The organism is Bacillus stratosphericus (genome assembly GCF_020524495.1).
Taxonomy (GTDB): domain Bacteria; phylum Bacillota; class Bacilli; order Bacillales; family Bacillaceae; genus Bacillus; species Bacillus stratosphericus_B.
On record NZ_JAIVLB010000018.1, the window covers coordinates 1 to 26,783 of the forward strand.

General features: G+C 40.0%; 32 protein-coding genes. 30 read left to right on the forward strand and 2 right to left on the reverse strand.

What is annotated here, in order from left to right; translation table 11 throughout:
• Window positions 1-279: IS3 family transposase (locus LC033_RS08795; protein WP_226567894.1), on the forward strand; the 279-nt coding region annotated here is incomplete at its 5' end.
• A 55-nt stretch (window positions 280-334) separates the two neighbouring features.
• Here the strand turns inward: LC033_RS08795 and LC033_RS08800 are convergent.
• Window positions 335-583, reverse strand: a complete 249-nt coding sequence (locus LC033_RS08800) for a ferredoxin (protein WP_226567895.1) — start codon at window positions 581-583, stop codon at window positions 335-337.
• 268 nt (window positions 584-851) lie between these two features.
• Between LC033_RS08800 and LC033_RS08805 the strand changes: the two genes are divergently transcribed.
• From LC033_RS08805 to fni, 17 genes are all read left to right on the forward strand, one after another.
• Entirely contained in the window at window positions 852-1,904 is a 1,053-nt protein-coding gene (locus LC033_RS08805; RefSeq protein ID WP_226567896.1) for a YpbB family protein, read from the forward strand.
• Window positions 1,897-3,402 (forward strand): RecQ family ATP-dependent DNA helicase, encoded by a 1,506-nt coding sequence (locus LC033_RS08810; RefSeq protein ID WP_226567897.1) that lies wholly within the window; start codon window positions 1,897-1,899, stop codon window positions 3,400-3,402. The genes LC033_RS08805 and LC033_RS08810 overlap by 8 nt, the downstream gene beginning before the upstream one ends.
• Complete coding sequence (locus tag LC033_RS08815; protein ID WP_226567898.1) at window positions 3,399-4,040, forward strand: CPBP family intramembrane glutamic endopeptidase; 642 nt, start codon at window positions 3,399-3,401, stop codon at window positions 4,038-4,040. The genes LC033_RS08810 and LC033_RS08815 overlap by 4 nt, the downstream gene beginning before the upstream one ends.
• Entirely contained in the window at window positions 3,985-4,746 is a 762-nt protein-coding gene (locus LC033_RS08820; protein ID WP_226567899.1) for a LysM peptidoglycan-binding domain-containing protein, read from the forward strand. The genes LC033_RS08815 and LC033_RS08820 overlap by 56 nt, the downstream gene beginning before the upstream one ends.
• Window positions 4,747-4,807: 61 nt before the next feature.
• Window positions 4,808-5,260 carry a YpbF family protein gene (locus LC033_RS08825; RefSeq protein ID WP_226567900.1) on the forward strand — a complete coding sequence of 151 codons (453 nt, stop codon included), beginning with the start codon at window positions 4,808-4,810 and terminating at the stop codon, window positions 5,258-5,260.
• 91 nt (window positions 5,261-5,351) lie between these two features.
• The gene (locus tag LC033_RS08830) at window positions 5,352-6,140 is read left to right on the forward strand and encodes a metallophosphoesterase (protein ID WP_226567901.1); all 789 of its coding nucleotides are present in this window, start codon (window positions 5,352-5,354) and stop codon (window positions 6,138-6,140) included.
• A gap of 165 nt (window positions 6,141-6,305) precedes the next feature.
• Entirely contained in the window at window positions 6,306-6,884 is a 579-nt protein-coding gene (locus LC033_RS08835; RefSeq protein WP_226567902.1) for a genetic competence negative regulator, read from the forward strand.
• 183 nt (window positions 6,885-7,067) lie between these two features.
• Window positions 7,068-8,342, forward strand: coding sequence for a Glu/Leu/Phe/Val family dehydrogenase (locus LC033_RS08840; RefSeq protein ID WP_226567903.1), 1,275 nt, complete (start codon window positions 7,068-7,070; stop codon window positions 8,340-8,342).
• Between the two features lie 122 nt (window positions 8,343-8,464).
• On the forward strand, window positions 8,465-9,433 hold the full coding sequence (locus tag LC033_RS08845; RefSeq protein ID WP_226567904.1) for a YpdA family putative bacillithiol disulfide reductase: 969 nt from the start codon (window positions 8,465-8,467) through the stop codon (window positions 9,431-9,433).
• 156 nt (window positions 9,434-9,589) lie between these two features.
• The gene (gene prsW / locus LC033_RS08850) at window positions 9,590-10,246 is read left to right on the forward strand and encodes a glutamic-type intramembrane protease PrsW (RefSeq protein ID WP_226567905.1); all 657 of its coding nucleotides are present in this window, start codon (window positions 9,590-9,592) and stop codon (window positions 10,244-10,246) included.
• A gap of 132 nt (window positions 10,247-10,378) precedes the next feature.
• The gene (gene sleB, locus LC033_RS08855; RefSeq protein WP_226567906.1) at window positions 10,379-11,296 is read left to right on the forward strand and encodes a spore cortex-lytic enzyme; all 918 of its coding nucleotides are present in this window, start codon (window positions 10,379-10,381) and stop codon (window positions 11,294-11,296) included.
• Window positions 11,297-11,312: 16 nt separating this feature from the next.
• Window positions 11,313-12,662: a germination protein YpeB gene (gene ypeB / locus LC033_RS08860; protein WP_226567907.1), complete on the forward strand. Its 1,350-nt coding sequence runs from the start codon at window positions 11,313-11,315 to the stop codon at window positions 12,660-12,662.
• Window positions 12,663-12,764: 102 nt separating this feature from the next.
• Window positions 12,765-13,412, forward strand: coding sequence for a flagellar brake protein (locus tag LC033_RS08865; RefSeq protein WP_226567908.1), 648 nt, complete (start codon window positions 12,765-12,767; stop codon window positions 13,410-13,412).
• A 63-nt stretch (window positions 13,413-13,475) separates the two neighbouring features.
• The gene (locus LC033_RS08870) at window positions 13,476-13,658 is read left to right on the forward strand and encodes a DUF5359 family protein (RefSeq protein WP_099681003.1); all 183 of its coding nucleotides are present in this window, start codon (window positions 13,476-13,478) and stop codon (window positions 13,656-13,658) included.
• A gap of 71 nt (window positions 13,659-13,729) precedes the next feature.
• A complete protein-coding gene (gene cmk, locus LC033_RS08875; RefSeq protein ID WP_226567909.1) occupies window positions 13,730-14,407 on the forward strand; it encodes a (d)CMP kinase in 678 nt (225 codons plus the stop codon).
• A gap of 223 nt (window positions 14,408-14,630) precedes the next feature.
• The gene (gene rpsA / locus LC033_RS08880) at window positions 14,631-15,782 is read left to right on the forward strand and encodes a 30S ribosomal protein S1 (RefSeq protein ID WP_226567910.1); all 1,152 of its coding nucleotides are present in this window, start codon (window positions 14,631-14,633) and stop codon (window positions 15,780-15,782) included.
• A gap of 14 nt (window positions 15,783-15,796) precedes the next feature.
• Entirely contained in the window at window positions 15,797-16,852 is a 1,056-nt protein-coding gene (fni, locus tag LC033_RS08885) for a type 2 isopentenyl-diphosphate Delta-isomerase (protein WP_226567911.1), read from the forward strand.
• 29 nt (window positions 16,853-16,881) lie between these two features.
• Here the strand turns inward: fni and LC033_RS08890 are convergent, their stop codons facing one another.
• A complete protein-coding gene (locus LC033_RS08890; protein WP_226567912.1) occupies window positions 16,882-17,013 on the reverse strand; it encodes a YpzI family protein in 132 nt (43 codons plus the stop codon).
• Window positions 17,014-17,140: 127 nt separating this feature from the next.
• On the opposite strand from LC033_RS08890, the gene LC033_RS08895 reads away from it, so the two are divergent.
• From LC033_RS08895 to LC033_RS08950, 12 genes are all read left to right on the forward strand, one after another.
• Window positions 17,141-17,734 carry a YphA family membrane protein gene (locus tag LC033_RS08895; protein WP_226567913.1) on the forward strand — a complete coding sequence of 198 codons (594 nt, stop codon included), beginning with the start codon at window positions 17,141-17,143 and terminating at the stop codon, window positions 17,732-17,734.
• Window positions 17,731-18,615 carry a YIEGIA family protein gene (locus LC033_RS08900; protein WP_226567914.1) on the forward strand — a complete coding sequence of 295 codons (885 nt, stop codon included), beginning with the start codon at window positions 17,731-17,733 and terminating at the stop codon, window positions 18,613-18,615. Before LC033_RS08895 ends, LC033_RS08900 begins: the two co-directional genes overlap by 4 nt.
• 6 nt (window positions 18,616-18,621) lie before the next feature.
• The gene (locus LC033_RS08905) at window positions 18,622-18,816 is read left to right on the forward strand and encodes a capping complex subunit for YIEGIA (protein WP_008344527.1); all 195 of its coding nucleotides are present in this window, start codon (window positions 18,622-18,624) and stop codon (window positions 18,814-18,816) included.
• A gap of 159 nt (window positions 18,817-18,975) precedes the next feature.
• Window positions 18,976-20,286, forward strand: a complete 1,311-nt coding sequence (der, locus tag LC033_RS08910) for a ribosome biogenesis GTPase Der (protein WP_226567915.1) — start codon at window positions 18,976-18,978, stop codon at window positions 20,284-20,286.
• Between the two features lie 14 nt (window positions 20,287-20,300).
• A complete protein-coding gene (locus LC033_RS08915) occupies window positions 20,301-21,338 on the forward strand; it encodes an NAD(P)H-dependent glycerol-3-phosphate dehydrogenase (protein ID WP_226567916.1) in 1,038 nt (345 codons plus the stop codon).
• Window positions 21,339-21,603: 265 nt separating this feature from the next.
• Window positions 21,604-21,807 (forward strand): DUF2768 domain-containing protein, encoded by a 204-nt coding sequence (locus LC033_RS08920; RefSeq protein ID WP_008344530.1) that lies wholly within the window; start codon window positions 21,604-21,606, stop codon window positions 21,805-21,807.
• Window positions 21,808-21,825: 18 nt separating this feature from the next.
• Window positions 21,826-22,551 carry a YphF family lipoprotein gene (locus tag LC033_RS08925; protein WP_226567917.1) on the forward strand — a complete coding sequence of 242 codons (726 nt, stop codon included), beginning with the start codon at window positions 21,826-21,828 and terminating at the stop codon, window positions 22,549-22,551.
• Window positions 22,552-22,756: 205 nt separating this feature from the next.
• Entirely contained in the window at window positions 22,757-24,235 is a 1,479-nt protein-coding gene (spoIVA, locus tag LC033_RS08930; protein WP_008344534.1) for a stage IV sporulation protein A, read from the forward strand.
• A 371-nt stretch (window positions 24,236-24,606) separates the two neighbouring features.
• Window positions 24,607-24,885, forward strand: coding sequence for a non-specific DNA-binding protein Hbs (gene hbs / locus LC033_RS08935; RefSeq protein ID WP_226567918.1), 279 nt, complete (start codon window positions 24,607-24,609; stop codon window positions 24,883-24,885).
• Between the two features lie 190 nt (window positions 24,886-25,075).
• Entirely contained in the window at window positions 25,076-25,645 is a 570-nt protein-coding gene (gene folE, locus LC033_RS08940; RefSeq protein WP_226567919.1) for a GTP cyclohydrolase I FolE, read from the forward strand.
• Window positions 25,646-25,668: 23 nt separating this feature from the next.
• Entirely contained in the window at window positions 25,669-25,899 is a 231-nt protein-coding gene (gene mtrB / locus LC033_RS08945; RefSeq protein WP_226567920.1) for a trp RNA-binding attenuation protein MtrB, read from the forward strand.
• A 114-nt stretch (window positions 25,900-26,013) separates the two neighbouring features.
• Window positions 26,014-26,781, forward strand: a complete 768-nt coding sequence (locus tag LC033_RS08950; RefSeq protein WP_226567921.1) for a heptaprenyl diphosphate synthase component 1 — start codon at window positions 26,014-26,016, stop codon at window positions 26,779-26,781.
• The last annotated feature ends 2 nt before the right edge of the window (window positions 26,782-26,783 follow it).

The window sequence follows — 26,783 nt, forward strand, 5'->3', positions numbered from 1 at the left end:
CAAGGATTCCAATACACAACAAAAGCATATCAAAAGCGACTAGAAAACGTTGGTTTGAAGGGCAGTCATTCCCGAAGGGGAAACTGCCTAGATAATGCCTGTATCGAATCATTTTTCTCACATCTCAAAACAGAGAACACTTACTTTTCTTCGTGTCAAACGGAAAAAGAGCTTCATAAAAGCATAGAAGATTACATTCAATTCTATAATCATGATCGATTCCAGAAAAAATTAAACCAGTGTGCTCCGGTAGAATACCGTCACACACTGGCAGGTTAGGCTTTTTATAATTGTCTACTTGACAGGGATAAGACCAGCATAAGGGGCTTTTATACTATTCATGCTTAAGTGGGTCACCATCGAAAGATTCGTCCGCAACTTTGATTGAGTCAGTTGGGCAGCCTTCAAATGCATCAAGCATATCTTCTTCAAGTACATCTGGAACTTCTACAGTCCCTTGGTTGTCATCAAGCGTAACAAATGCAATGCCTTCATCATCATAATCGTAAATGTCTGGAGCAGCTGCACCGCATGCGCCGCAAGCAATACATGTGTCTTTGTCTACAATTGTATATTTTGACATGTTAAAAAAATACCTCCCAGATTGTTCGATGGAACAAATGGTTTAACCTTTTTAGTTTCACCGATAAAAAAACAATTTCCTCAAACCTTATTGTAATGATTTTAAATTCACATTTCAACTGTAAAGTGATTGAGAATGCTAATCACATAAGGTTTTGTTCATAACTTTCCCCCATAAATTGAGTTTAAACATTTCATCTACTAAGAAATCTGTTAAAATAAAGGGAGAAAATATTCGAATTTTGTCAGGAAGACAGGTGCTTTGATGAATGGCGATTCATTACTTGGATGTCATGTTGATGGATAGCGTACATAAATTGAACGGCGAACGCTCCATTAGTGCTGTCTACCATCTTTTTAAAGGGAAAAAATCTTCACAAACGATACAGGATGCAAGTTTGTTTCAGCTTTCTAGCTATTTCGGCTGTTATCCAGCCTTTACGCGGGATCAGCTTAACCGCTCTGTTCAAAAGCTTGAAGAGCAGCACTTCATCATAAAAACAGGGGATACATTCAGCGTAACAGATGTTGGACAGCATATGGTAAGACAGCTTTTTTCTGAAAAACCGATGCCTGCTTATTTTCAGGGTGCCCAGTATCATGATAAAGCAAAGATGCTATGGGTGAGGCTATCTTTACTTGTACAAGTGCTCTCACATCATGCGGCAGGGTCACATCAATATGTGCCGATTCAAAGAGATGTATCGGTTCAAAGGTGGACAAAATCTTTTTTAAAACAGTATCACCATAAGAAAAATTTTTCTAAAGATTTGCATCATGAACTTAAAAAACTCCTTGTTCGTTTAAGTGATCAAGAAGCACTGATCTTTGTTTATTCATTGACCTCAAATGAAAGAATCGGGCGTACGTATCAGCAAATGGCTGAATGGATGAAAGAAGATGTGTGGTATGTTTACATGCTTTTTTGGAATGTGCTCCATTATTTTATTCATTCTGCACAAAAAGGTGAGGCACCGCTCATGCAGCGTATGGTAGGTGACCTTGCATTCAAACGTGTGTTAACCACCTCTACCCACAGAACACTTGAGCTTGTACAAAAAGGGTTTAGCATTCATCAAATTGCTCACATTCGCTCGTTAAAAAAGGCAACGATCGAGGACCATATTGTGGAGCTGTCTATTCATGAGCCTAGCTTTTCAATAGAACCCTATGTGACCATAGAGGAGCAGCAGGCAATCCATAATGTAGCCGGCCTGCTCCAAACAAACAAAATGAAGCTGATTAAAGAAAAACTCGAGCATCCATTCACTTATTTTCAAATACGATTGGCAATGACAAGGATGGTGAAAGCAAATGGATAAGCTTCATCAGACGCTCATGCAATACTTTGGTTATGACACATTTAAAGCAGGTCAAGAGGAGATTATTCAAAGTGTACTTGATCATCAAGATACGGTGGCCATGTTGCCTACTGGGGGCGGAAAGTCGCTTTGTTATCAAATCCCTGCCTATATGACAGACGGGTTAGTGCTTATTATTTCGCCGCTTTTATCATTGATGGAGGACCAAGTGGAGCGTATGAAAATGCGCGGAGAAAAACGGGTGGCGGCGCTAAACAGTACACTGTCCTTTCAGGTGAGACGACATATCATTCGGCATTTGCCATCATATAAATTTTTATTTGTCGCGCCTGAGGCACTGATGTCAGAAGTACTATTAGAGCAGCTTAAGTCGATGCATATTGGTCTTTTTGTCGTCGATGAAGCTCACTGTATATCAGAGTGGGGACATGATTTTCGCCCTGAATATTCCAAGTTAGGAGAATGGAGAAAAGCGTTAGGTCATCCTGTGGCTTTAGCATTGACGGCAACAGCGACAAAACAAACCCTAAAGGATACAGTGCAAACTCTGCAATTACAGCATCCAGACTTTCATATTCACTCGGTGAACCGGCCTAACATTGCCCTAGTCAAAGAAGCGCATGAAACGAAAGAGGCAAAAGAGAAACGGGCCATTGAGCTTGCGGAAACTCTTCAAGGGCCTGGACTGATTTATTGCCCGACCCGGCAAATGACAGAAGATATGACCCTCTTCATCAAACAAAAAACCCAACAACGTGTAGAATATTATCATGGCGGAATGGACGCAGGGGACCGTATGCTGATTCAGCAGCAATTTATCAGCGGGCAAATTGATCTCATTTGCTGTACAAGTGCTTTTGGGATGGGAATTGATAAGGCAGATATACGGTTTGTGATTCATATGAGCCCGCCGCAATCGATCGAAGCTTTTATGCAGGAGATTGGAAGAGGGGGTCGGGACGGGAAAAGCAGTGTGAGCGTTCTTTTGTATACAGAAGAAGATGCGGATATTCAAAGTCGTTTGATTCAAGCAGAAGGCTTTGATGATCCAGAAATTGATTTTTTCTTAGCCCAAATAGCGGAAATGTCTATAAATCATGAAAAAAAATTACGCGAACGATTGATTGAAGCTGGGCTCCAGGAGACGCGTGCGAGGATGCTGACGCATTATTACATGATGTGCGAATCCGAACAGCCTCAAGTACTCATGAAGAATCTGAAAGAAAAACTGCAGGACAGACAAACAGAAAAGCTAAGAAAAGTGTGGCAGTTTAAAGAGCGAACCACTGGTCATAGCTGCTTTAGACAATCTCTGTTATCATACTTTGACGAACAGCTTGAAACGGAGGGATCTTTCTCTGAAAACTGTTGCTGTTCTTGCGGACTTGACCTTTCTGATTATGAAAAAAAAGATCAACAATTGGAGCTGAATGAAATGAAACACTGGAAGACCGTGCTGGATCGTATGTTTCATCTGACAAAAGAGGCGCAACATTGATAGAACAACATCGCCGTATCATTCAAAAATTAACCGATCGACAAGTAGTAAAACAACTTTATTTCACGCAGCTGCTCATGCTCATCGTTTCTTTTTTGCTAGGCATTTTTATGTTTGAACATTGGACTGATTTCACCTCACTTTGGCAGATCCATGATATGCGAATACTGACTTATGGAATTGGCGGTGCTTTACTTGTCATCATTTTGGATGCAATTATCATGAGGGTATTTCCTGCTCATATGTATGATGATGGCGGCTTAAATGAAAAAATGTTCAAAAATCGTAGCATCCAGCATATTGTTTGGTTAACACTGTTCATTGCCTTTTCAGAGGAAATTTTATTCCGAGGGATCGTTCAACAGCAATTTGGGCTTGAAATCGCCAGCATTATGTTTGCGCTCCTTCACTTTCGCTACTTATCAAAAATACTCTTGTTTATCCTTGTGGTTTCCATTAGTATTTTTTTAGGACTTTTATACGAGTGGACAGGGAATTTATTTGTTCCTGTCATGACCCATTTTGTCATTGACTTAGTCTTTGCATGTCAAATTCGTTTTAAATATAGGAGGAGGGCTGAACATGGAAGAAATGTCGAGAATGAAGAGAAAAAAACAACAACTGACAAACATCCATGACGATGTAGAGGAAAATCTTCAAGAAGAAGTACATCCTTCAGATGACTCTCACTTTCCTACGCGAGAAGATTTTCATGAATATAAAAAGCAGCGCACAAAAAAGGTGCGCAACCCATTGTTTACGACATTGGCTATTATCTTTCCTATTATCGTCATAGGAGTATTCTTCCTTTTGATCTACTACACATCAGAGGAAATCAAACATAACAATAATCAAGACGTATATATTGATAAAACATCAAGTGCTGACACAGACCCAGTTCCGTCAGCACTTGTCGAAACAAAAAATGACGCAAGCGCTGATAAAGCGGATGCGTCTGATGAAGAGAAGAAAAAGAAAGATGAAGAAAAAGAAAAGCAGCGATCAAAAGAAAAAGCAGAGCAAAAGAAAAAAGAAAAAGCTGCTAAAGAGAAAGAAGAGCGTGAAAAGGCAGCAGCCGCAAAAAAGCGTAAAGAGCAGCAGCTAGCCCTGCAAAAACAGCAAGAAGAGAAAAAACGAAAAGAAGCCGAAGAGAAAAAGCAGCAGGAAGAAAAGCCAGTTCGTGTCGTACAGCACACTGTTGGCCCAGAGGAAAACCTGTATCGAATTTCCATGAAGTATTACCAAAACCGTTCGGGTGAAGAGAAAATTAGAGCTTATAATCAATTAAAAGGAAACAGTGTGTACAGTGGACAAGTGCTAAATATCCCATTAGAAAACGAATGATCTGACATGAATCAATGGATAAGCACATACATATGTAGAAAAAAGGGACAGGGTGTATGTGATGACATTGCAGGCAATCAGTCGCTATATGGATCAGCCGACACAGAAAATGATTGAAACATTGATTAAAAGAAAGCACAAATATGAGGGCTTCGCAAAGCAGTGCAAAAGGTGGCAATGGACAGCCCTTTTATCTCTAGCGATTTTTCTGTTTTATTTTGTCATAACAGCTAATAGCGGGGGATCGCTGCAGCCAGAAGCTATGATTGCAACATTGCTTGGTCATGAGGTGTTTCTATTTTGGATCATGGCCGAAGTGTTTGCTTTTTACGCATCGTTTTTTTATATGAAAAAAGAAGAAAAGGCTGAGGATGAATATCATAAGCTCAGATGTGAAATTATACAAAAAAGCACAGATTTATGGCCTCAATCAAATCAGTGGAAAGAACGTGAGGCCGTTTTTCACTACATGCAGAATCAATATGACATCAATCTCTATTATGAAAGTAAATAAATGAAAAAAAGACGTTTAACAGCTGAAACGTCTTTTTTCATTCAAGCGTCTTATAAAAGAAAAGAAAGATGATGTAAGGGAGCCATTTGTGATGAAATATGCCATCGGATTTACTGCCGCCATTTTTGCTGTTACAACAGGTGTGTGTGTAACAGCAAAAATGGTGAAAACGGCAAAACAAAACAACATCAAAAAGCATCACTTTACAATAGAAGCACTTCAATCAGATAGACCCGCAGTCATTTTCTTTATTTCTGATACGCATCGCCGCCTTATTAGTGATACGTTGTTAGCGGAAGTAGAGCAGGAAAAGCCCGATGTGATTATGATAGGTGGGGACTTAGCAGAGAAAGGCGTACCCTATGCGAGGATTGAAGAAAATGTGAAACGTTTAACAAGAATTGCGCCAGTTTATTTTGTTTGGGGAAATAATGATCATGAGCTGCATCAGCAAAAATTAAATGAGATATTTCACGCTTATGATGTCACCACGTTGCAAAATAAAACGGCTGTGTGGGATTTTGAAGGCCAGCCAATCAAAATAGGCGGAATCGATGATATTCGACTTGAAAAAGCAGATTATGAGGCGATACGACCTGTGTTTGTCAAAGAAGATGTAAATATTCTCCTGTCACACAATCCAGATGTGCATCACGTGATGAGTGAGGAAGAAGGAATCGACCTCGTACTGAGCGGTCATACCCACGGTGGGCAGATACGCATTGGGAAATTTGGTCCGTATGAAAAAGGGGGAACAGGTCAGATCAAAGGGGCTTTCTTTCTGATTAGTAATGGCTATGGAACAACAAAGATTTCAATGCGTCTTGGTGCAGAGCCAGAAACCCATCTAATCTATTTAATGCCGCTAAAAACTCACTAATTTGATGTACTGCTAATATTTTCCATGAAAGTCACCATAAACATCGCTTCATGCTTGTCTTCCGTCTTGACACAGTGTAAACTGAATACAAAATTAAGAACCTATGACTCATCATCTCATATACTACAGTATGATGTGTGTTTAGAAGAGGCAGGAGGGAACGTTATGCGACTGGAGCGTCTGAATTATAATAAAATCAAAATTTTTCTCACACTAGATGACCTGACAGACCGAGGTCTTACGAAAGAAGACCTTTGGAAAGATTCGTTCAAAGTTCATCAGCTGTTTAAAGACATGATGAACGAAGCGAATCAGGAGCTCGGCTTTGAAGCGAATGGACCGATTGCTGTTGAAGTATTTTCTCTTCAGGCGCAGGGGATGGTTGTCATTGTTACGAAGAGTCAGCAGGAAGATGCTGATGAAGAGTTTGATGAAGATTACATTGAGATGCAAGTCAAGCTCGACGAGAGTAAGCAAGTGCTCTATCAATTTGCCTCGTTTGAAGATGTGATTCAACTGTCCCATAGTTTAAGTCGTATTGGACTTTTAGGGGGGACAGTTTACCATTATGAAGGTCAATATTTTCTCAGCCTTGATGATTTTGAAGAACTGTCTGCTGATACCGTGATTTCCATTTTAGCGGAGTTTGGATCTCCTACGACATTAACCATTCACCGGCTACAAGAGTATGGAAAAGTGATTATGCAAGAAGATGCAATCAAAACAATCCCGATGTATTTTTAATCACTTTTTTCTATTATAAATAATACTGTTGTGATGAAACAACAGTATTTTTTTATATTTATAAACCTGATATTTTATTTTGATAAAAAACGCTTTTTACCTTTGCTTTACCAGTACGAAGGTGTATACTATTGCTTGAAAGGGAGCAGTAGATCATGAAAGATTTCTAGGGGGTTTATTTTAATGGCAGCAGATCAAAACGCCGCTCAAAACGCAGAAGATAAGTTAGATGTTTTAAAATCAACTCAAACCGTCATACATAAAGCGCTTGACAAATTGGGGTATCCGCAAGAAGTGTATGAATTGCTGAAGGAGCCAATCCGACTATTAACGGTCAAAATTCCAGTACGTATGGACGATGGATCGGTGAAAATTTTCACTGGTTATCGTGCACAGCACAATGATGCTGTCGGTCCAACAAAAGGCGGAATTAGATTCCACCCGAATGTCACTGAAAAAGAAGTAAAAGCGCTTTCAATTTGGATGAGTTTAAAATGTGGTATTGTGGATCTTCCTTATGGCGGAGGAAAAGGCGGTATTATCTGTGATCCAAGAGAAATGTCATTCAGAGAGCTTGAAAAACTTAGCCGCGGCTATGTACGCGCCATTAGTCAAATCGTTGGACCAACAAAAGATGTTCCAGCACCAGATGTGTTTACAAACTCTCAAATTATGGCATGGATGATGGATGAATATTCTAGAATTGATGAGTTTAACTCGCCAGGATTTATTACAGGAAAACCAATTGTTCTTGGAGGGTCACACGGACGTGACACTGCAACTGCAAAAGGTGTGACGATCTGCATCAAAGAAGCGGCGAAGAAAAAAGGAATTGACATCAATGGGGCTCGTGTTGTCGTACAGGGATTCGGAAATGCAGGAAGTTATTTGGCTAAATTCATGTATGATTCGGGGGCAAAAATCGTAGGGATTTCAGATGCTTACGGCGGATTATATGATGAAGATGGTCTAGACATTGACTACTTGCTTGACCGACGTGATAGCTTTGGAACCGTCACTAAATTGTTTAACGATACAATTACAAACCAAGAGTTGCTTGAGCTGGATTGTGATATCTTAGTACCTGCAGCCATTGAAAATCAAATTACAGAAGATAATGCTGCCAACATTAAAGCCAAAATTGTCGTAGAGGCAGCAAATGGGCCAACGACGCTGGAAGGAACAAAAATTCTTTCAGATCGTGGTGTACTACTTGTCCCAGATGTACTTGCGAGTGCGGGTGGTGTAACTGTTTCTTACTTTGAATGGGTTCAGAATAACCAAGGGTTCTACTGGACAGAAGAAGAAGTGGAAACTCGTTTAGAAGATATGATGGTGAAATCATTTAATAATATTTATGAAATGGCGCAAAACCGCCGCATTGATATGCGACTTGCAGCATATATGGTCGGCGTACGTAAAATGGCTGAAGCTTCTCGATTCAGAGGCTGGATTTAAGCGGCTTATTTGCACCGCGTCTTAAAATCTCCTATCCTTAAATAGGAGATTTTTTTATGTAATGGCACAAAGAACAAACAGCCCAGTAATTGTATTGCAGTGAAACGACAGGAGTGGAACAAATGAAACAAGAAAAAGCGATCATTATAGGAGGCGGCCCATGTGGATTATCAGCGGCCATCGCATTCAAGCAAATCGGGATTGATGCACTTGTGATTGAAAAGGGAAATGTGGTCAACAGTATTTATCATTATCCAACACATCAAACCTTTTTCAGCACAAGCGAAAAGCTTGAGATCGGTGGTGTCGCTTTTATTACTGAAAACCGGAAGCCAGTTCGTATTCAGGCACTATCCTATTACAGAGAGGTGGTCAGACGAAAAAGCCTGCGTGTGCATGCGTTTGAAAAAGTAAACGCTGTAACGAAAAAAGATGGGCGTTTTACCGTCAGCACGTCAAAAGAGGACTATTCATGTGACTACGTCGTAATTGCCACTGGCTACTATGATCATCCTAACTATATGAACGTCAAAGGGGAAGAGCTTCCTCACGTGTATCATTATTTTAAAGAAGGCCACCCATACTTTGATAAAGATGTGACGGTCATCGGGGGGAAGAACTCCAGTGTCGATGCTGCGCTAGAACTTGTGAAATGCGGAAGCAAGGTCACTGTTTTGTATAGAGGAACTGAGTATTCATCTAACATCAAACCTTGGATTTTACCAGAGTTTGAAGCCCTCGTTCGGAATGGAACCATTCGAATGGAGTTTGGCGCACAGGTCAAAGAAATCACAGAAGAAGAGGTGATCTTTACAAATCAACAAGACCAAATCGATCGTGTAAAAAGTGATTTTGTCTTTGCGATGACAGGTTATCATCCTGATCATTCTTTCTTAAAAAAAATGGGTGTAACGATTGATCAAGAATCAGGTCGGCCAGCATTTAATGAACAAACGATGGAAACAAACATAGAAGGCATCTTCATTGCAGGGGTTATAGCCGCTGGAAACAACGCCAATGAAATTTTCATTGAAAATGGAAGGTTTCATGGAGAGCTGATTGCAGAAGAAATCAACAAAAGAATCAACTAATAAAAAAGAACTGGACTCCACAATTGGATTCAGTTCTTTTTTATTTAAACTGGGAGTATATAGAAAGTTATTTTATGAAAAATGGGCTCATTCATATAAAAAATGGGTAAATCATGGTACGATAATAAAGGATAATGTAGGGAAAGAGGTCTGATTATGATCGCAATCATCTCAGCAGGTTTAGCTCCCGGCATCGCACTTTTAAGTTATTTTTATTTGAAAGATCAGTACGACAATGAGCCGGTTCACATGGTCATCAGATCTTTTATGCTAGGTGTCATACTTGTGTTTCCAACCATGTTTATTCAATATGTCCTTCAGGAGGAACATATTACAACTAATCCGATCTTGATTTCTTTTGTGACTTCGGGTTTTTTAGAGGAATCATTAAAATGGTTTATATTAATGGTCAGCGTCTATGCGCATGTACAGTTTGATGAGCACTATGACGGGATTGTTTATGGAACAAGTGTTTCACTTGGTTTTGCGACGCTTGAAAATATTCTCTACTTAGTCGGTCATGGAGTAGAATATGCTTTTACACGTGCCTTATTACCAGTATCAAGTCACGCTTTGTTCGGTGTGGTGATGGGATTTTATATAGGAAAGGCTCGTTTCTCTGCTAAAAAAGAGCAAGTCAAATGGCTTATCCTTTCTTTAACGCTCCCTGTGCTTTTTCACGGCTTATATGATTTCATTCTTCTTGGGATGAAAAACTGGGGATATATTATGCTGCCTTTCATGATTTTTTTATGGTGGTTTGGCCTGCGGAAAGCCAAAAAAGCTCACGCGGTGAAAATGGTGGAAATTTAAATTGGAAAACGCCCAATAAGAAAATAGGGCGTTTTTTTGTCTTTTCATCAAATTCCCTCCTGTGATGAATGTATAAAAATAGGGATCGGAAGAAACATATATTCAAACATCAAAAATACAGGAGGATCAAATATGGACAAAGCTCGTTTCATGAAACAAACCGTCCTTATCTTCTCAATCGTTCTACTCGTGTTTTCACTGATAACACCAGAAAAAAGTGAAGCCTTCACTAATCAAGTCATTCAGCGAGGAGCAACAGGAGAAGATGTAGTCGAGCTGCAAGCACGGCTTCAATACAATGGTTTTTACAATGGAAAAATTGATGGAGTCTATGGCTGGGGAACATACTGGGCCGTTCGTAACTTTCAAAGTCAGTTTGGTTTAAAGAAGGTCGATGGACTTGTAGGTAAAAAAACAAAAAGCAAATTAGTTCAAAAGACAAAATACTATAAAGAGTTTGTGCAGGAGCAATTGCAAAAAGGGAACCAGTTTACACACTATGGCGGGAAGCCGCTTGATCAGCAAACAAAGGCACCCGCGCAAAGAAGTTCAAAAAAGACGGCCCAAAGGTCAAAAGAGAAGCAACAAAGTCAGAGCAAAGGAAGAAGATCGTCTGTCAAGTCTGGAAACCAGTCAGGCAATAAAAAAGCAAATCAAACGCCGAAACAAACGGCTGCCAACATGCCAGGTGGTTTTTCTAATAATGACATTCAGCTCCTTTCACAAGTAGTATATAGTGAAGCAAGAGGTGAGCCTTATGAAGGACAAGTGGCCATCGCTGCCGTCATCTTAAACCGTTTGAAGAGCCCAACCTTTCCAAATACCATTGCCGGTGTCATTTTTGAGCCGCTTGCGTTTACAGCTGTGGCAGATGGACAATTTTATATGAGGCCAAATGAAACGGCAAAAAAAGCAGTATTTGATGCTATTAATGGCTGGGATCCATCTGAAAGCGCCGTTTATTACTTTAACCCTAATACAGCAACAAGCCCATGGGTTTGGGGAAGATCACAAATTAAACGGATAGGGAAACATATTTTCTGTGAATAAAAAGAGGTGTAAATAAATGATCAGAGGAATATTGATTGCTATTTTAGGAATTGCTGTCATCTCAACAGGTTACTGGGGCTATAAAGAACATCAAGAAAAAGATGCGGTGCTACTTCATGCAGAGAACAACTACCAAAGAGCATTCCACGATTTAACGTACCAAGTCGATCAGTTGCACGATAAACTTGGATCGACACTTGCAATGAACAGCCAAACATCGATCTCTCCAGCACTTGCAGATGTATGGAGAATGTCATCAGAAGCACATAACAATGTCAGTCAGCTCCCGCTCACATTGATGCCTTTTAACAAAACGGAAGAATTTTTGGCGAATGTCGGAGACTTTAGCTATCAATCGTCAGTTAAGACTTTGTCAGACGAACCATTAAACAAAGATACCCATAAAACCATTACCGCATTATATGATCAAGCGGCAGATATCCAAAACGAGCTTAGACAAGTCCAGCACTTAGTATTGAGTAAAAATTTAAAATGGATGGATGTTGAAATGGCGTTAGCTGATGGCGATCGAAAGAACGACAACACCATCATTGACGGATTAAAAACCGTTGAAAGCAATGCAGATGCATTTGCGGATGTAGATCTCGGTCCTACGAATGTATCATCACAATCAGAAGCGCAAGGCTACAGTCATTTAAAAGGCAAAAAGATTTCAAAAAAGGAAGCAATCCGCATTGCGCAGCAATTTACACCTGATCATAATCAAGATTTTAAAGTGCGAAAAAGCGGAAGCAAAACAAATCGAGATGTGTATAGCTTATCAATGTCAGATCCAGATAGCCAAGCAAATTTTTATGTAGACTTGACTGAAAAAGGTGGACACCCCGTCTATCTTCTTCAGAATCGAGAAGTGAAAAAACAAAAAATCAGCTTAAATGATGCATCTGAAAAAGCACTAAGCTTCTTAAAGAAGCATGGATTTGATACGGAATCGTTCCATTTAGATGAAAGTGCACAATTTGATAATATCGGTGTATTTACCTATGTGCCTCTTCAAAAAAATGTACTACTCTATCCGGATAGTATACGCATGAAAGTCGCACTAGATGATGGAGAGGTTGTTGGGTTCTCAGCGAAAGACTACTTAATGAATCATAAAAAACGCGATATCAAAGCACCTAAAATCTCGCAAAAAGAAGCTGAGAAGACACTGAATAAGCACGTGAAGATCGAGGATACTCATTTAGTCATTGTTCAAAATGATATGTCAGAGGAGGTTCTCTGCTATGAATTCCTTGGAACAATTAAAAATGACACATACCGGATGTTCATTAATGCAAATACAGGAAAAGAAGAAAGAATAGATAAGCTAAAAAATGCAGAACCTATATACAAAGACCTGTAGAAAAGGAAACGAGGAAAAGACTAATAAGTCTTTTCCTTTTGTTTTATACATGGTTTAATATAGGAGAGGGTACGATTTTACAGATGAAAAGAGTGATGAGGAATGTTACAAATAGGGGATACAATTACAATTGAATATGTCAATGAGAACAAAGAAGTGAAAGCAGCAAAATCGAAAGTTTTGGAAAATAATAACGATAATATTTGCATTAATTATCCAGGAGATAAAGAAACAGGACGCACCATCTATTTAAATCAGCAAACAGAAATTACCGTCTTCTTTTTCGATGAAAATCAAATTCCATACAAATGTACAAGCGAAGTTATAGGAAAAAGAAAAAAAGACATTCCGATGATTGTCATTTCGATTCCGCCAAAAGAAGAAATGATTCGGCTTCAGCGCAGAGAATATCTGCGAGTGGATACGATGGTGAAAGCCACCATTACACAAACTGATGAAGAGCCCTTTGACACATTGATCGTGAATATGAGTGCTGGCGGCGTAGCGATTGCTGTTCCAGAACACGTCTTACTAAAAGATTACGGTGAAGTGATCACAGAGTTTGAACTACCGCTCAAAGAACCAGTAAAAATTAAAGCGGTTGCAGAGATGAATCGTGTATATCAAGATGAACAGACCGGCAAAAAAAGAGCAATCATGGAGTTTACTGAGATCACAAATGACCACCAGCAACACATCATGAAGTACTGCTTTCAGCAGCAGCTTTTAACACGTGTGAAAAAAGCATAAGAATAAAGGGTGTAAAAAGTTTCCATACTAGAGTTGAAAGAATCTAGCGTGGAGGCTTTTTGTATGAAGACAATTGAAAGATGGTTATTCAAGGCAGTACTGATTCAGCTTGTGCTATTATTAGCCGTTCAGATTACACTTCATTTGACGAAAGGGGAACTGTTTTTGTCAAAAGTCGTGCAATATGAGGGTGTGAACAACATGAGCATTGAAGATTGGATTGAGACGTTTAAGCAAAAGGATTGATAGAAAATTCCCCATTTTGAGCGGTGATCGTGTTACAATTCATAAGGTAGATTCAATCAAGGAGAGGTATTATGAAAAAGAAATTATCTATCGCAATTGACGGTCCTGCTGCAGCAGGAAAAAGCACTGTAGCAAAAATTGTTGCAGCGAAAAAATCATATATTTATATTGATACAGGTGCGATGTACCGCGCAATTACACTTGCGGCACTCAATCATGGTGTAAACCTTGAAGATGAACAGGCACTTGATGTATTACTGAAAAAGACAGTCATTGAACTTGTGTCAACTAACGAAGGTCAAAAAGTACATCTAGACCATACCGATGTTACTGAGGACATTCGAACAGACGATGTCAGTAACCAAGTATCGATTGTAGCAAAACATAGAACTGTTCGTGAGGAACTGGTTCGCCGCCAGCAAGAGCTTGGCAAACGAGGCGGAGTTGTGATGGACGGAAGAGACATTGGCACACACGTTCTTCCAGATGCCGAAGTGAAAATCTTCTTGCTTGCTTCAGTAGAGGAAAGAGCAAAACGCCGTTTTGAGGAGAATCAGAAAAAAGGCTATGATGTCAATTACGATCAGCTGATCGAAGAGATTGCAAGGCGTGACAAACTTGATTCTGAGCGTGAGATATCACCACTGAAGAAGGCTGATGATGCAATTGAAATTGACACCACTTCCCTTTCCATTCAAGAGGTGGCAGGTAAAATTTTAGATGCAGTGGACTGCGTTGAAAAACAGTAAGAAATTTTAGAAAACTTTTATAAGTTAGAGGTTTATCTCTTGACAAACAAGGCCTTTTATTAGAAGTTTATACTAATACTATTTTTATTGATCATTCAAGCAATTATGTTGATTTGAATGTTTCTATAATACATATTCGGCTGGCAATCATCATGCTTAAGACACATATTCGCTCAGCCGTTTTACTTAAGCTGTGTAGGTTTGGACCAAGGAGGTTATCGAAATGACAGAGGAAATGAATCAAATCGATGTTCAGGTACCAGAAGTTGGAGATGTAGTGAAAGGGATTGTTTCTAAAGTTGAGGACAAGCATGTCAATGTAGATATCGTCAATGTGAAGCAACCTGGGATCATCCCAATCAGTGAATTATCAAGTCTTCACGTTGAAAAAGCATCAGATGTCGTGAAAGATGGCGACGAGTTAGAGCTTAAAGTAACAAAGGTCGAAGACGATGCTTTGATTTTATCGAAACGTGCTGTTGATGCAGACCGCGCTTGGGAAGACCTAGAGAAAAAATTTAAAACAAAAGAAGTTTTTGAAGCTGAAGTAAAAGACGTTGTCAAAGGTGGTCTTGTTGTAGACATTGGTGTACGGGGATTTATTCCTGCATCTCTTGTTGAAGCACACTATGTAGAAGACTTTACAGACTACAAAGGAAATACGCTCTCACTTATTGTGGTAGAGCTTGACTGCGAAAAAAATCGTGTGATCCTTTCACACCGTGCAGTAGTTGAGCAAGAGCAATTAGACAAAAAGCGGGACTTCCTCCAAAAGCTTGAAGTAGGTAGTTTGATTGATGGAAAGGTGCAGCGCTTGACGAACTTCGGTGCATTTGTTGACATTGGCGGCATTGATGGATTAGTTCACATTTCTCAACTATCCCATGCGCATGTTGAAAAGCCATCTGACGTTGTAGAAGAAGGACAGGAAGTCAAGGTGAAAGTACTTGCTGTTGATCGAGATAACGAACGTATCTCACTATCTATCAAAGAAACGTTACCAGGACCTTGGAGTCAAATTAGCGAAAAGGTAAAACAAGATGATGTACTTGAAGGAACCGTTCAGCGTCTTGTGAGCTTTGGTGCATTTGTTGAAATTCTTCCAGGTGTAGAAGGACTTGTGCATATTTCCCAAATCTCACATAAACATATCGGTACTCCTCAAGAAGTCCTTGAAGAAGGGCAAACTGTGAAAGTGAAAGTGCTTGATGTGAATGAAGATGAAGAGCGCATTTCATTAAGCATTCGTGATTTAGAAGAAAATCCGGAAAAGCAAATAGAAGAGGATTATCGTCAGTATCAGGCGAAAGAAGAAAACACTAGCGGATTCCAGCTTGGTGACCTGATCGGAGATAAACTCAATAAACTAAAATAATTTGGTGATCAAAATTGATGCGATCAGAAAGAAAGAAACAGCATATTGAGCATGCTTTGTCGACTGGCCAGCATGCAGCAACAGGTTTAGAGGATGTTTCCTTCGTTCACGTCGGTCTACCAGATCTTGCGACAGCACAAATTGATACACTTACGACAATTGGCGGACTGACTTTCGGTTCGCCAATTTTTATCAATGCAATGACTGGTGGGGGTGGAGAGTCGACTTATGAGATCAATCGTTCTTTATCCATCGCAGCGAAGGAAACCAATATTCCAGTGGCAGTTGGGTCCCAAATGGCTGCGCTGAAAGACCGTGAAGAAAGACGTACGTATGAAATTGTTCGGAAAGTCAATCCTGGTGGACTTGTTTTCGCGAATTTAGGCAGTGAAGCGACGCTTCAACAGGCACGGGAAGCTGTCAACATGCTAGAGGCAAATATGCTTCAAATTCACTTAAATGCCATTCAAGAAATGGTGATGCCTGAAGGGGATCGTGATTTTCGAGGCGCCATTGAACGCATTGAAGCCATCGCTGAGTCGATTGATGTGCCTGTTGTCGTAAAGGAAGTCGGATTTGGCATGAGCAAGGAAACGGCAAAAAAGTTATTTCATGCGGGAGTAACTGCCGTTGATGTGGGAGGGTTTGGCGGAACGAACTTTTCTAAAATCGAAAACCTTCGTCGCCAGAAAGCACTTCGTTATTTTGACCATTGGGGGATTCCAACTGCAGCGAGTCTTGCTGAAGTACACACGGCCTTTCAAGATCAAACGGTTTTAGCCTCTGGAGGGATTCAAGATGCTCTTGATGTGACAAAATCAATCGCTCTTGGTGCGTCCGCTGCTGGATTAGCTGGCTTTTTCCTGAAATCACTTACCAGAGGAGGAGAAAGCAGCCTTATCACTGATATTCTTGATCTTCAAGAAGATGTAAAGATGATGATGACAGTGCTAGGTGCAAGGACCATACAGGAGCTGAGACAAACACCGATTGTGATCTCAGGTGAAACGAGTCATTGGTTGAAAGAGAGAGGCGTGGATACAATGTATTATAGCTTAAGGTCAAGGTAGAAAGGCATGTGATCATCACATGCCTTTTTTTATTGATTTCTTTTTCGAGCGTCATCTGAATCTTCTAATGCTGTTGCCCCTTTATGACGAATTGATTGATCTCGATCAGATTCAACTCTTCTTGATGCCTTTAGGCGTGTTTCCTGTCTATCCTTACCCATCCATACATCCCTCCTCAATGATTAGGGTGTCACCTCTTGTTTATTTCATACAAAGCCCGTAACGCTTCACACGTTTAAAAACTGGAGATTTTCCCATAATGTAATTGAGGTGATGAGGTTGGAGGCAATGTACTATTATTGGTCAATATGGTTCGTTTGGATTATGGTGACATTTATTATGGAAAAAAGGACATGGCGCAATGTGCTGGCAGTGTGTGTACTTGTTCATATTATTTTCAGTCATTTCATGATATCCATTTTTGATTTCAGTATCAATGCAGGGTTTTTGATGACTTTTTTATATGCTTGTGTTGCTTTTGTTATATTCCAGCCTGGCTATGGAATCGTCAAAATCATGCAATTATGTTCGATGATAAGCGCGTATAGCTTTTTTATGATTTTTGAATTATATGACCCTGTTTGGTTCACGATAATAAAGGTGGACTGGGTTGTATTTGCCTTGCTGATCTTGATGTGTTTGACATATGGACATCAGTTGACGGAACGAATCACTTTATGGATGATGTCTGCGTGTCTCGGAGAAACTCTTTATTCTCTCACGATTCATCGCCTCACATCATCGATTATTATTGGAGATCTCTCGTTTCTTTCTCTTGTTGTTCAAGGAGCCATTTTCCTATTAGGTGTAGGCCAGCTTGAAAAGCTCTTAAGTACCCGTTCATCCAGAAAACCAGTAAAAGGGGCTGCAAAATCAACATGACGGATTACACGTTTCCTGTGATTATTGGTGTCATCTTTGGGATGGCGGCCAGAATTTATATCCTAAGAACAGATTATCGGCAATATCCCACGTATATACATGGACAAGTGATTCACATTTCGCTTGGTTTTATCGCGTCAGGGCTTGGTGCGATCATTATGCCTGCATTGATTGAGGAGGAATTCACCGCGATTACTTTTCTGACATTGGCAGCCACGCAATTTCGTGATGTGCGAAATATGGAAAGAAATACTTTAACCCAAATGGATTCGTATGAACTTGTCTCAAGAGGTAGTACATATATTGAAGGCATTGCGATCGCCTTTGAAAGTCGAAATTATATTGCCATTCTCACTTCACTCATTACAACGACAGCCTGTATTTTCTTCTCTCTCGTTATTGGGACAGTGGTCGGTGTTCTTTGTTTTTTCATGGCAAAGCTATTAATGTCTGGCAGCCAACTAAAGGATATCGTCAATATTCAAAAAGGCGAACTTCGTTTTGACGGGGCGGGGCTTTATGTGAATGATATTTACATTATGAATATCGGGCTTCCTGAAAAGCAGAAACTTATTTTAGACCATGGAATGGGCTTTATCTTAACACCAAAGAATTTTAACTCAGCCACAACGATTGCAAACCTTGGGCAGCGACAAGCAATTTTATTTGATTTATCGAATGTACTTGGCGTGTATCGTGACTCTGGTGAACCATCGCTTTGTCCGCTAGCAAAACGCGATCTGAATAATGGCACCCTTGGCGTGTTTATTTTACCGCAATGGAAACGTGAAGATCTGGCTGTTCGTGTATTAGAAGAGGTGCCGATCTTAGAAAATGCTATTAGAATGCCGACGGATTTCATTAAAAAGAAAGCGAGGTAAAGAGAAATGGCGAATACAATAGAGCAATTTATATTGGCTGTGGCTACAACAAATAAAGAGCGAGTCATAGGAGGAACAGCGGTTTTTTTCTGTGAAAATAAAGAAGAGCTCGATATGTATGCGATGAATTTAGAGGCGATTTTGGACGGCATTGCACACGGAATTGGAGAAGATCTTTACTTAATTGTCAAACATTTTTAAGTTATTCATTGTGGTCTGATTAAAAATTGATATAATATATAAGTTGAACCCTTCATGTTTGAAGGGTTTATTTCATAACAAACTGAATGAAAATTTTAAATCCCGGTTGAAACATGATGATGAACATATTGAATGCGCTGGATTGAAAGGAAGGGTACTATGGGTAAACCTGTCGTAGCCATTGTTGGAAGGCCCAACGTTGGAAAATCTACAATTTTTAACCGAATCGCAGGCGAAAGAATATCGATTGTAGAAGACACACCTGGTGTAACAAGAGATCGAATTTATAACTCTGCTGAATGGTTAAATTATGACTTTAATTTAATAGATACTGGTGGAATAGATATTGGAGATGAGCCGTTTTTGGCGCAAATTCGCCATCAAGCTGAGATCGCAATGGATGAAGCGGATGTCATTATCTTTATGGTCAATGGGCGAGACGGCGTGACATCTGCGGATGAAGAAGTCGCAAAAATTTTATATCGCACAAAAAAACCAGTTGTGCTTGCTGTCAATAAACTGGACAACCCTGAAATGAGAAGCGACGTTTATGATTTTTATTCACTTGGGTTTGGCGAACCGTATCCGATTTCTGGAACGCACGGGCTAGGCCTCGGTGATTTGCTTGATGCAGTGGCAGAGCATTTTAAAAACTTTCCAGATACCCAGTATGATGAAGAAGTGGTACAGTTTTGCTTAATTGGGCGGCCAAATGTAGGTAAATCCTCTTTGGTCAATGCCATGCTTGGGGAAGACCGTGTGATTGTAAGTAACATCGCTGGTACAACAAGAGATGCTGTTGATACGATGTTTACGTACAATCAGCGTGACTTTGTCATTGTGGATACAGCAGGGATGAGAAAAAAAGGGAAAGTGTATGAAACCACAGAGAAATACAGTGTACTTCGTGCACTAAAAGCGATTGACCGCTCTGATGTAGTCGCTGTTGTTCTTGACGGTGAAGAGGGGATTATTGAGCAGGATAAACGAATTGCCGGCTACGCACATGAAGCTGGTAAAGCCGTTGTGATCATTGTGAACAAATGGGATGCTGTTGAAAAAGATGAGCGTACAATGAAGGAATTTGAGCAAAACATTCGCGAGCATTTTCAATTCCTTGACTATGCACCAGTCTTATTCATGTCTGCTCTAACGAAAAAGAGAATTCATACCTTAATGCCGTCCATCATTACAGCTAGCGAGAATCATGCGATGCGTGTTCAGACCAATATTCTGAACGATATTATCATGGACGCCATTGCAATGAATCCAACACCGACCCATAACGGCCAGCGTCTGAAAATTTACTACGCAACACAAGTGGCGATTAAGCCGCCATCCTTTGTTGTGTTTGTGAACGATCCAGAGCTTATGCACTTTTCTTATGAGCGTTTTCTAGAAAACCGAATTAGGGATGCGTTTGGTTTTGAAGGAACACCAATTAAAATATTTGCGAGAGCAAGAAAATAAAAAGGGTGAGCAGGATGAAGAAAATTTCAGTACTTGGAGCCGGAAGCTGGGGAACAGCTCTTGCGCTTGTATTAGCTGATAATCATCATGATGTACACATGTGGGGACATAGACAAGAATTGATTGATCAAATCAATGAAAAACATGAAAATCATGATTACTTGCCAAATGTCACGCTACCAGCGTCTATTAAGGTCACAACAGATATGAAACAGGCTTTAGAGAACGCAGAGGCTATTATCGTCGCTGTTCCAACAAAGGCTATACGTGAAGTATTGAAGCAGGCAAATGAGTTTATCTCGTCAAAAGTGCCATTTGTTCACGTTAGTAAGGGGATTGAACCAGATACGCTGCTAAGAATTTCTCAAATGATTGAACAAGAAGTTCCAGCTGAGCAAAGAGAAGCTGTGGTCGTCCTATCAGGACCGAGCCATGCCGAAGAAGTAGGATTGCGTCACCCGACAACCGTAACCGTTTCATCAGAAAATATTGAAGCCGCTCAATTTGTTCAAGACTTGTTCATGAACAACAACTTTAGAGTGTACACAAACCCTGATGTCATTGGTGTGGAGATTGGAGGAGCACTTAAAAACATCATTGCTCTTGCAGCAGGGATTACAGACGGACTTGGATATGGTGACAATGCGAAAGCGGCACTCATCACAAGAGGATTGGCTGAAATCGCACGCCTTGGTACAAAAATGGGAGGAAACCCTCTTACATTTGCCGGTTTAACGGGCGTAGGTGATTTGATCGTCACATGTACAAGTGTCCATTCACGTAACTGGCGCTGCGGGAATTTACTCGGTAAAGGATATAAGCTAGAAGAAGTCCTTGAGAAAATGGGGATGGTGGTAGAAGGCGTCCGCACAACCAAAGGCGCTTACCAGCTCTCCAAAGAATATAAGGTCAGCATGCCAATTACAGAAGCGCTTTACCATGTCCTGTTTGAAGGGAAAAAGGTAGACGATGCTGTAGAATCATTAATGGCACGTGTGAAAACACATGAAATGGAAGATCTTGTGAACATGTTCGAAAACCAAACAAAGTAATTGGAAGACTGAACTTAGGCGTGTAGAGGATGCAAGAAGGGGAAGACTTGCATAACATAACAATGAAGTTTGGATAGAGCTTTGCCTCTACAGAATGAGGAAAAATAGTCGACCTAATGACTGAAGCGGAGTCCCCCTCTTTGCTTCAGTTTTTTTATTCACTTTTCCCGAATGATTGGAAAAATGATTGATATTTTACTTATTATTGGTTTAGAATGAAACATAAACGCTTACAATTCGTTCGTTATGAGAGGGGATAGGCAGGATGAGTTTTGCTTTAATCAAGATGTGGTTTGCGCTTGGTTCTATGGGGCTCATGTTTTTAGCCGTAGTAACCATTTATTTGAGTAGGTTTAAGCTGAAAAGCCGATTTCTTAAAATAACAGCCTCGACCGTTGCGTATAGCTTGATGCTCATATCAGGTATCATTGTGTTTTTAGTTGTATTTAGCGGGCCGGTTAATGAATAAAGAAAAAGGAAGAATGTGATGATCAAAGGAAAAGTCAGTGTCATATTGTTAACACTTATTTTACTTACAGGATGTCTTTATCCAGAGAAACGTAAAGCTGAAAACAGGGTGCCCTACGAGGAGCAGTTGCAAAGTGTGCAGGCAGCGATTGAAAATTTTCAAAAAGAAACAAACGGTCTTTTGCCAATTGAAACAAAAGAAGCAGACACGCCTGTTTATCAAAAGTATGTCATCGATTTTAAGCGCTTGTCTCCAAGGTATTTACACGATGTACCGTCTACATCTTTTGAAGGCGGGGGGGAATATATCTTTGTCCTCACTGACGTCGAAAAAAACCCAACGGTGAAACTGCTTGATGTCAAAATGACGCAAACCATCAGTGAATTACGTCTAAGGATCAAAATATATCAAGACGAACATACATATCCGCCATATGGGAAAGTTGTGTCCAAAGATTTATATACGTTAAATGAAAAAAAACTAGGATTAAAGGCGCCGCCTACTGTGATGAGCCCTGTCACGGGACATTCACTTCCATTACTGATTTCATCAAAAGGCGAAATCTATGTTGACTATCGCAGTGATTTTGCTCAAATTTTGAAAAATGCGAAACAAAAGCTGAAACCAGGCGAAAACATTGAAGATGTATATTGGCAGGAAACCCCATTTGTACCCGCATTTTCTGTCCCATATACAATCAATAAAAAAGGTGAGCCTGCCTTTTTAGAAAAAAAGACGTCATAAACAAGAATGAACCTTTTTCCTCTGCATATAAATGAGGAGAAAGGTTTTTTTATGGCTAAACATACTCTCAAAACAAAAAAGGTGTCATATTCAAATGGGACAACGTCATACACATATATTGTCCTGACACCTTTCAAGCACAGTTTGATTGAAGTATAGAGTATCTTATTTGAAAACGAGGATAGCAAGTCCGGGAGGGGATCACTTGGAAAAAGTCGATATTTTCAAGGATATCGCTGAACGAACAGGAGGCGATATATATTTAGGAGTCGTTGGAGCTGTTCGTACAGGGAAATCTACGTTTATTAAAAAGTTTATGGAGCTCGTGGTGCTCCCGAATATCAATAATGAGGCGGATCGTGCAAGAGCACAGGATGAATTGCCGCAAAGCGCAGCAGGAAAAACCATTATGACCACAGAGCCAAAATTTGTGCCAAATCAAGCGGCATCTATTCACGTAAGTGACGGACTTGATGTTAACATCAGGCTTGTAGATTGTGTAGGGTATACAGTTCCTGGTGCCCGCGGGTATGAAGATGAAAATGGACCGAGAATGATCAACACGCCGTGGTATGAGGAACCAATCCCGTTTCATGAAGCAGCGGAAATTGGTACACGCAAGGTCATCCAAGAGCATTCAACCATCGGTGTTGTGATTACGACTGATGGATCAATTGGAGAAATTCCGAGACACGATTATATTGAATCAGAAGAACGTGTGATTGACGAACTCAAAGAAGTTGGAAAGCCATTTATTATGGTGATCAACTCCGTGAGACCATATCATCCTGAAACAGAAGCACTGCGGCAGGAACTCAGTCAAAAATATGATATTCCTGTACTCGCCATGAGCGTAGAAAGTATGAGAGAACAAGATGTACTCAGTGTTCTTCGTGAAGCATTATATGAATTCCCAGTGCTTGAGGTGAATGTGAACCTGCCTAGCTGGGTTATGGTGTTAAAAGAAGATCATTGGCTAAGAGAGAGCTACCAGGATTCAGTGAAAGAAACCGTAAAGGATATTAAAAGATTAAGAGATGTCGACCGCGTCGTTGGTCAATTCAGTGAATTTGACTTTATTGAAAGAGCGGGGTTAGCAGGTATTGAAATGGGTCAGGGTATTGCGGAAATTGACCTGTATGCGCCGGATGATCTATATGATCACATTTTAAAAGAAGTGGTTGGTGTGGAAATTAGGGGTAAAGACCATCTTCTTGAGCTCATGCAAGATTTTGCTCATGCGAAGACTGAATATGATCAAGTCTCAGATGCATTAAAAATGGTGAAACAAACTGGCTACGGGATTGCAGCTCCAGCTTTGTCAGATATGAGTTTAGATGAGCCAGAAATCATTAGGCAAGGATCAAGATTCGGTGTGAGATTAAAGGCAGTTGCTCCATCTATTCATATGATTAAGGTCGATGTAGAGAGCGAGTTTGCACCAATTATTGGAACAGAAAAACAAAGTGAAGAGCTCGTCCGCTACTTAATGCAAGACTTCGAAGATGACCCGCTTTCCATTTGGAATTCAGATATATTTGGTCGTTCCCTCAGCTCCCTTGTCAGGGAAGGAATTCAAGCAAAGCTATCTCTGATGCCGGAAAATGCAAGATATAAGCTGAAGGAAACGCTTGAAAGAATTATCAACGAAGGATCAGGCGGTTTGATCGCGATTATTCTATAACATGTGAGACCTCTCATTGATAGGGGTCTTTTTTTCGTGTTGAATGAGTCATCAAAAGACAATTGTATAAAGATTAGTCAGATTCAACTAAAATTAGGAATGTTCGTTCGCAAAAGTGCCCTTAATCCTTGACAAATAAGGATTCTCCCCTTTAAAATGCTTGATATGGTATTTCATATGTGTTAATCTACTTACAGAAAATCTTCACTTTGTTGGACAAACATTCCTTCAAAGAGATGTTTTCTACATGAAAAGCCATGTATAACGCTTTCTAGATGCTTTTTTTCAAAGAAAGTGTATAGAAAGAAGAAGAATTGTGAAGAAATGATAACAATCTACTGAATGCATATTTTTGGGAGGAGGTGAAAGGCATGAACAAGACAGAACTTATTAACGCGGTTGCTGAATCAAGCGAGTTATCTAAAAAAGACGCGACAAAAGCAGTTGATTCTGTTTTTGATACAATTTTAGATGCACTTAAAAATGGTGACAAAATCCAACTTATTGGTTTTGGTAACTTTGAAGTACGTGAGCGTTCAGCTCGTAAAGGACGTAACCCACAAACTGGTGCAGAGATCGAAATCCCTGCTAGCAAAGTACCTGCTTTCAAACCAGGTAAAGCACTTAAAGACGCGGTGGCAGGTAAATAATCGTTATGTGTAATGTTCCTATAAAAGGAGTTATACATATACAGTTTCACACTGGTCTAGAAAAGCCCCTTCGATAAGGGGCTTTTCCTTTTGAATCAAAATGTTCGTTTAGAACGATCTCCTTTGCTTTTAGGATCTGAAGTGTGCTAGAATCTGAATGAAATGTAATCGCCTTTGGAGGATATAATACATGAGTGAAATAAATAAAGAACTAATTGAACACGCTGTACGCGATATATTAAAAGCAATTGGAGAAGATCCAGAGCGTGAAGGACTTCTTGATACCCCAAAACGAGTAGCAAAAATGTATGAAGAAGTGTTCTCGGGATTAAATGAAGATCCAAAAGAACATTTTAAAACCATTTTTAGTGAAGATCATGAAGAGCTCGTACTTGTAAAAGATATTGCTTTCTATTCAATGTGTGAACACCACCTTGTACCCTTCTATGGAAAAGCCCATGTCGCTTATATTCCGCGTGGAGGAAAAGTAACAGGGCTTAGCAAGCTTGCAAGAGCAGTGGAAGCCGTGGCAAAGCGCCCGCAGCTTCAGGAGCGCATTACATCAACTATTGCAGATAGTATGGTGGAAATACTAAATCCGCATGGCGTGATGATTGTCGTTGAAGCAGAGCATATGTGTATGACGATGCGCGGAGTGAAAAAGCCAGGCGCTAAAACGGTGACATCAGCAGTGCGCGGCACATTTGCAAATGATGCGGCAGTAAGAGCAGAAGTGCTTTCCTTTATTAAAAACGACTAAACAATAGATGGAAGGTGAACAGATTGAGTGAAAATAAAGCATCTGAGTTTGTGGTGATTAAAGCCATTGATAATGGTGTAAACGTAATCGGCTTAACTAGAGGATCTGATACAAGATTTCACCATTCCGAAAAACTCGATAAAGGTGAAGTCATTATTGCACAATTTACTGAGCATACGTCGGCAATTAAAGTAAGAGGCGATGCTGTCATTCAAACAAGCTTCGGTGAAATTCAAAGCGAGGCAAAGAAATAAAGCACAAGCATGCACTTGATAGCATAAAAGTGAGAGCCGATGTGGTATAATAAAGCTCTATACGATGTGCAGAGCTACATATAAACTGTAATTTTTGGGACAAGGGTGATATCTTTGCAAGACATCTACGGAATTTTATCTAATCTAAATATAAAATTAAATAAAAAGCTTTCTCATCCTTATTTGGCCAAGCATTTGCGTGCGCCACTCATCGATGAAGATAAGATCCTTCTTTTTCATGCAATGTTTGACGAAGCTCAAATTGATGCAAAGAAAAAAGAAAATTATATTTTAACGGCGATGCTTGTGCAAATTGCCCTTGATACCCATGACGAAGTCACAACTGCAGCAGCCATCAAACAAGACGAATTTAAAAATCGTCAGCTAACCATCCTAGCAGGAGACTATTTCAGCGGTCTCTATTATTCTCTTCTATCTGATATGAAAGATATTTACATGATCCGCACTCTCGCCACGGCGATCAAAGAGATAAATGAACATAAAATTAGACTGTATGATCGGTCCATTCAAGATGCAGCGCACTTTTACAAAAGTGTGGCCACAGTGGAGTCGGCGCTATTCCAAAGAATTTCTGAGTACTTTCAAATAACGCATTGGAATGAGATTGCAAGTCGTTTCCTTGTTTATAAGCGTTTTATGAAACAAGCAGAAGATGACAAACATTTAAAACTTTTTTTGAACGATAGCTATACGGACGCCTATACATGTTTTGACAACTTTGAGAATAAAGGCTACGAGCAAGCCAAACTGACGATCAAGAAGTATCTTGTTTCATCTCCGGTCGTTCAAAAAGAGCTATTAAATCGCTTGGATCATATGAAAAATGAGCCTACGTATCATCAGAAAGTGGAAGAAGGGTAAGT

Coding starts and splice junctions, on each gene's coding strand:
- LC033_RS08845 (WP_226567904.1), top strand. CDS start 8,465: ATGAAACAAGAAAAAGCGATCATTATAGGAGGCGGCCCATGTGGATTA.
- rpsA (WP_226567910.1), top strand. CDS start 14,631: ATGACAGAGGAAATGAATCAAATCGATGTTCAGGTACCAGAAGTTGGA.
- LC033_RS08915 (WP_226567916.1), top strand. CDS start 20,301: ATGAAGAAAATTTCAGTACTTGGAGCCGGAAGCTGGGGAACAGCTCTT.
- LC033_RS08870 (WP_099681003.1), top strand. CDS start 13,476: ATGAAGACAATTGAAAGATGGTTATTCAAGGCAGTACTGATTCAGCTT.
- LC033_RS08810 (WP_226567897.1), top strand. CDS start 1,897: ATGGATAAGCTTCATCAGACGCTCATGCAATACTTTGGTTATGACACA.
- LC033_RS08895 (WP_226567913.1), top strand. CDS start 17,141: ATGTACTATTATTGGTCAATATGGTTCGTTTGGATTATGGTGACATTT.
- ypeB (WP_226567907.1), top strand. CDS start 11,313: ATGATCAGAGGAATATTGATTGCTATTTTAGGAATTGCTGTCATCTCA.
- LC033_RS08820 (WP_226567899.1), top strand. CDS start 3,985: ATGGAAGAAATGTCGAGAATGAAGAGAAAAAAACAACAACTGACAAAC.
- LC033_RS08920 (WP_008344530.1), top strand. CDS start 21,604: ATGAGTTTTGCTTTAATCAAGATGTGGTTTGCGCTTGGTTCTATGGGG.
- LC033_RS08840 (WP_226567903.1), top strand. CDS start 7,068: ATGGCAGCAGATCAAAACGCCGCTCAAAACGCAGAAGATAAGTTAGAT.
- LC033_RS08805 (WP_226567896.1), top strand. CDS start 852: ATGGCGATTCATTACTTGGATGTCATGTTGATGGATAGCGTACATAAA.
- LC033_RS08825 (WP_226567900.1), top strand. CDS start 4,808: ATGACATTGCAGGCAATCAGTCGCTATATGGATCAGCCGACACAGAAA.
- LC033_RS08865 (WP_226567908.1), top strand. CDS start 12,765: ATGTTACAAATAGGGGATACAATTACAATTGAATATGTCAATGAGAAC.
- hbs (WP_226567918.1), top strand. CDS start 24,607: ATGAACAAGACAGAACTTATTAACGCGGTTGCTGAATCAAGCGAGTTA.
- LC033_RS08905 (WP_008344527.1), top strand. CDS start 18,622: ATGGCGAATACAATAGAGCAATTTATATTGGCTGTGGCTACAACAAAT.
- LC033_RS08835 (WP_226567902.1), top strand. CDS start 6,306: ATGCGACTGGAGCGTCTGAATTATAATAAAATCAAAATTTTTCTCACA.
- folE (WP_226567919.1), top strand. CDS start 25,076: ATGAGTGAAATAAATAAAGAACTAATTGAACACGCTGTACGCGATATA.
- sleB (WP_226567906.1), top strand. CDS start 10,379: ATGGACAAAGCTCGTTTCATGAAACAAACCGTCCTTATCTTCTCAATC.
- der (WP_226567915.1), top strand. CDS start 18,976: ATGGGTAAACCTGTCGTAGCCATTGTTGGAAGGCCCAACGTTGGAAAA.
- LC033_RS08800 (WP_226567895.1), bottom strand. CDS start 583: ATGTCAAAATATACAATTGTAGACAAAGACACATGTATTGCTTGCGGC.
- LC033_RS08900 (WP_226567914.1), top strand. CDS start 17,731: ATGACGGATTACACGTTTCCTGTGATTATTGGTGTCATCTTTGGGATG.
- LC033_RS08925 (WP_226567917.1), top strand. CDS start 21,826: ATGATCAAAGGAAAAGTCAGTGTCATATTGTTAACACTTATTTTACTT.
- prsW (WP_226567905.1), top strand. CDS start 9,590: ATGATCGCAATCATCTCAGCAGGTTTAGCTCCCGGCATCGCACTTTTA.
- cmk (WP_226567909.1), top strand. CDS start 13,730: ATGAAAAAGAAATTATCTATCGCAATTGACGGTCCTGCTGCAGCAGGA.
- LC033_RS08830 (WP_226567901.1), top strand. CDS start 5,352: ATGAAATATGCCATCGGATTTACTGCCGCCATTTTTGCTGTTACAACA.
- LC033_RS08890 (WP_226567912.1), bottom strand. CDS start 17,013: ATGGGTAAGGATAGACAGGAAACACGCCTAAAGGCATCAAGAAGAGTT.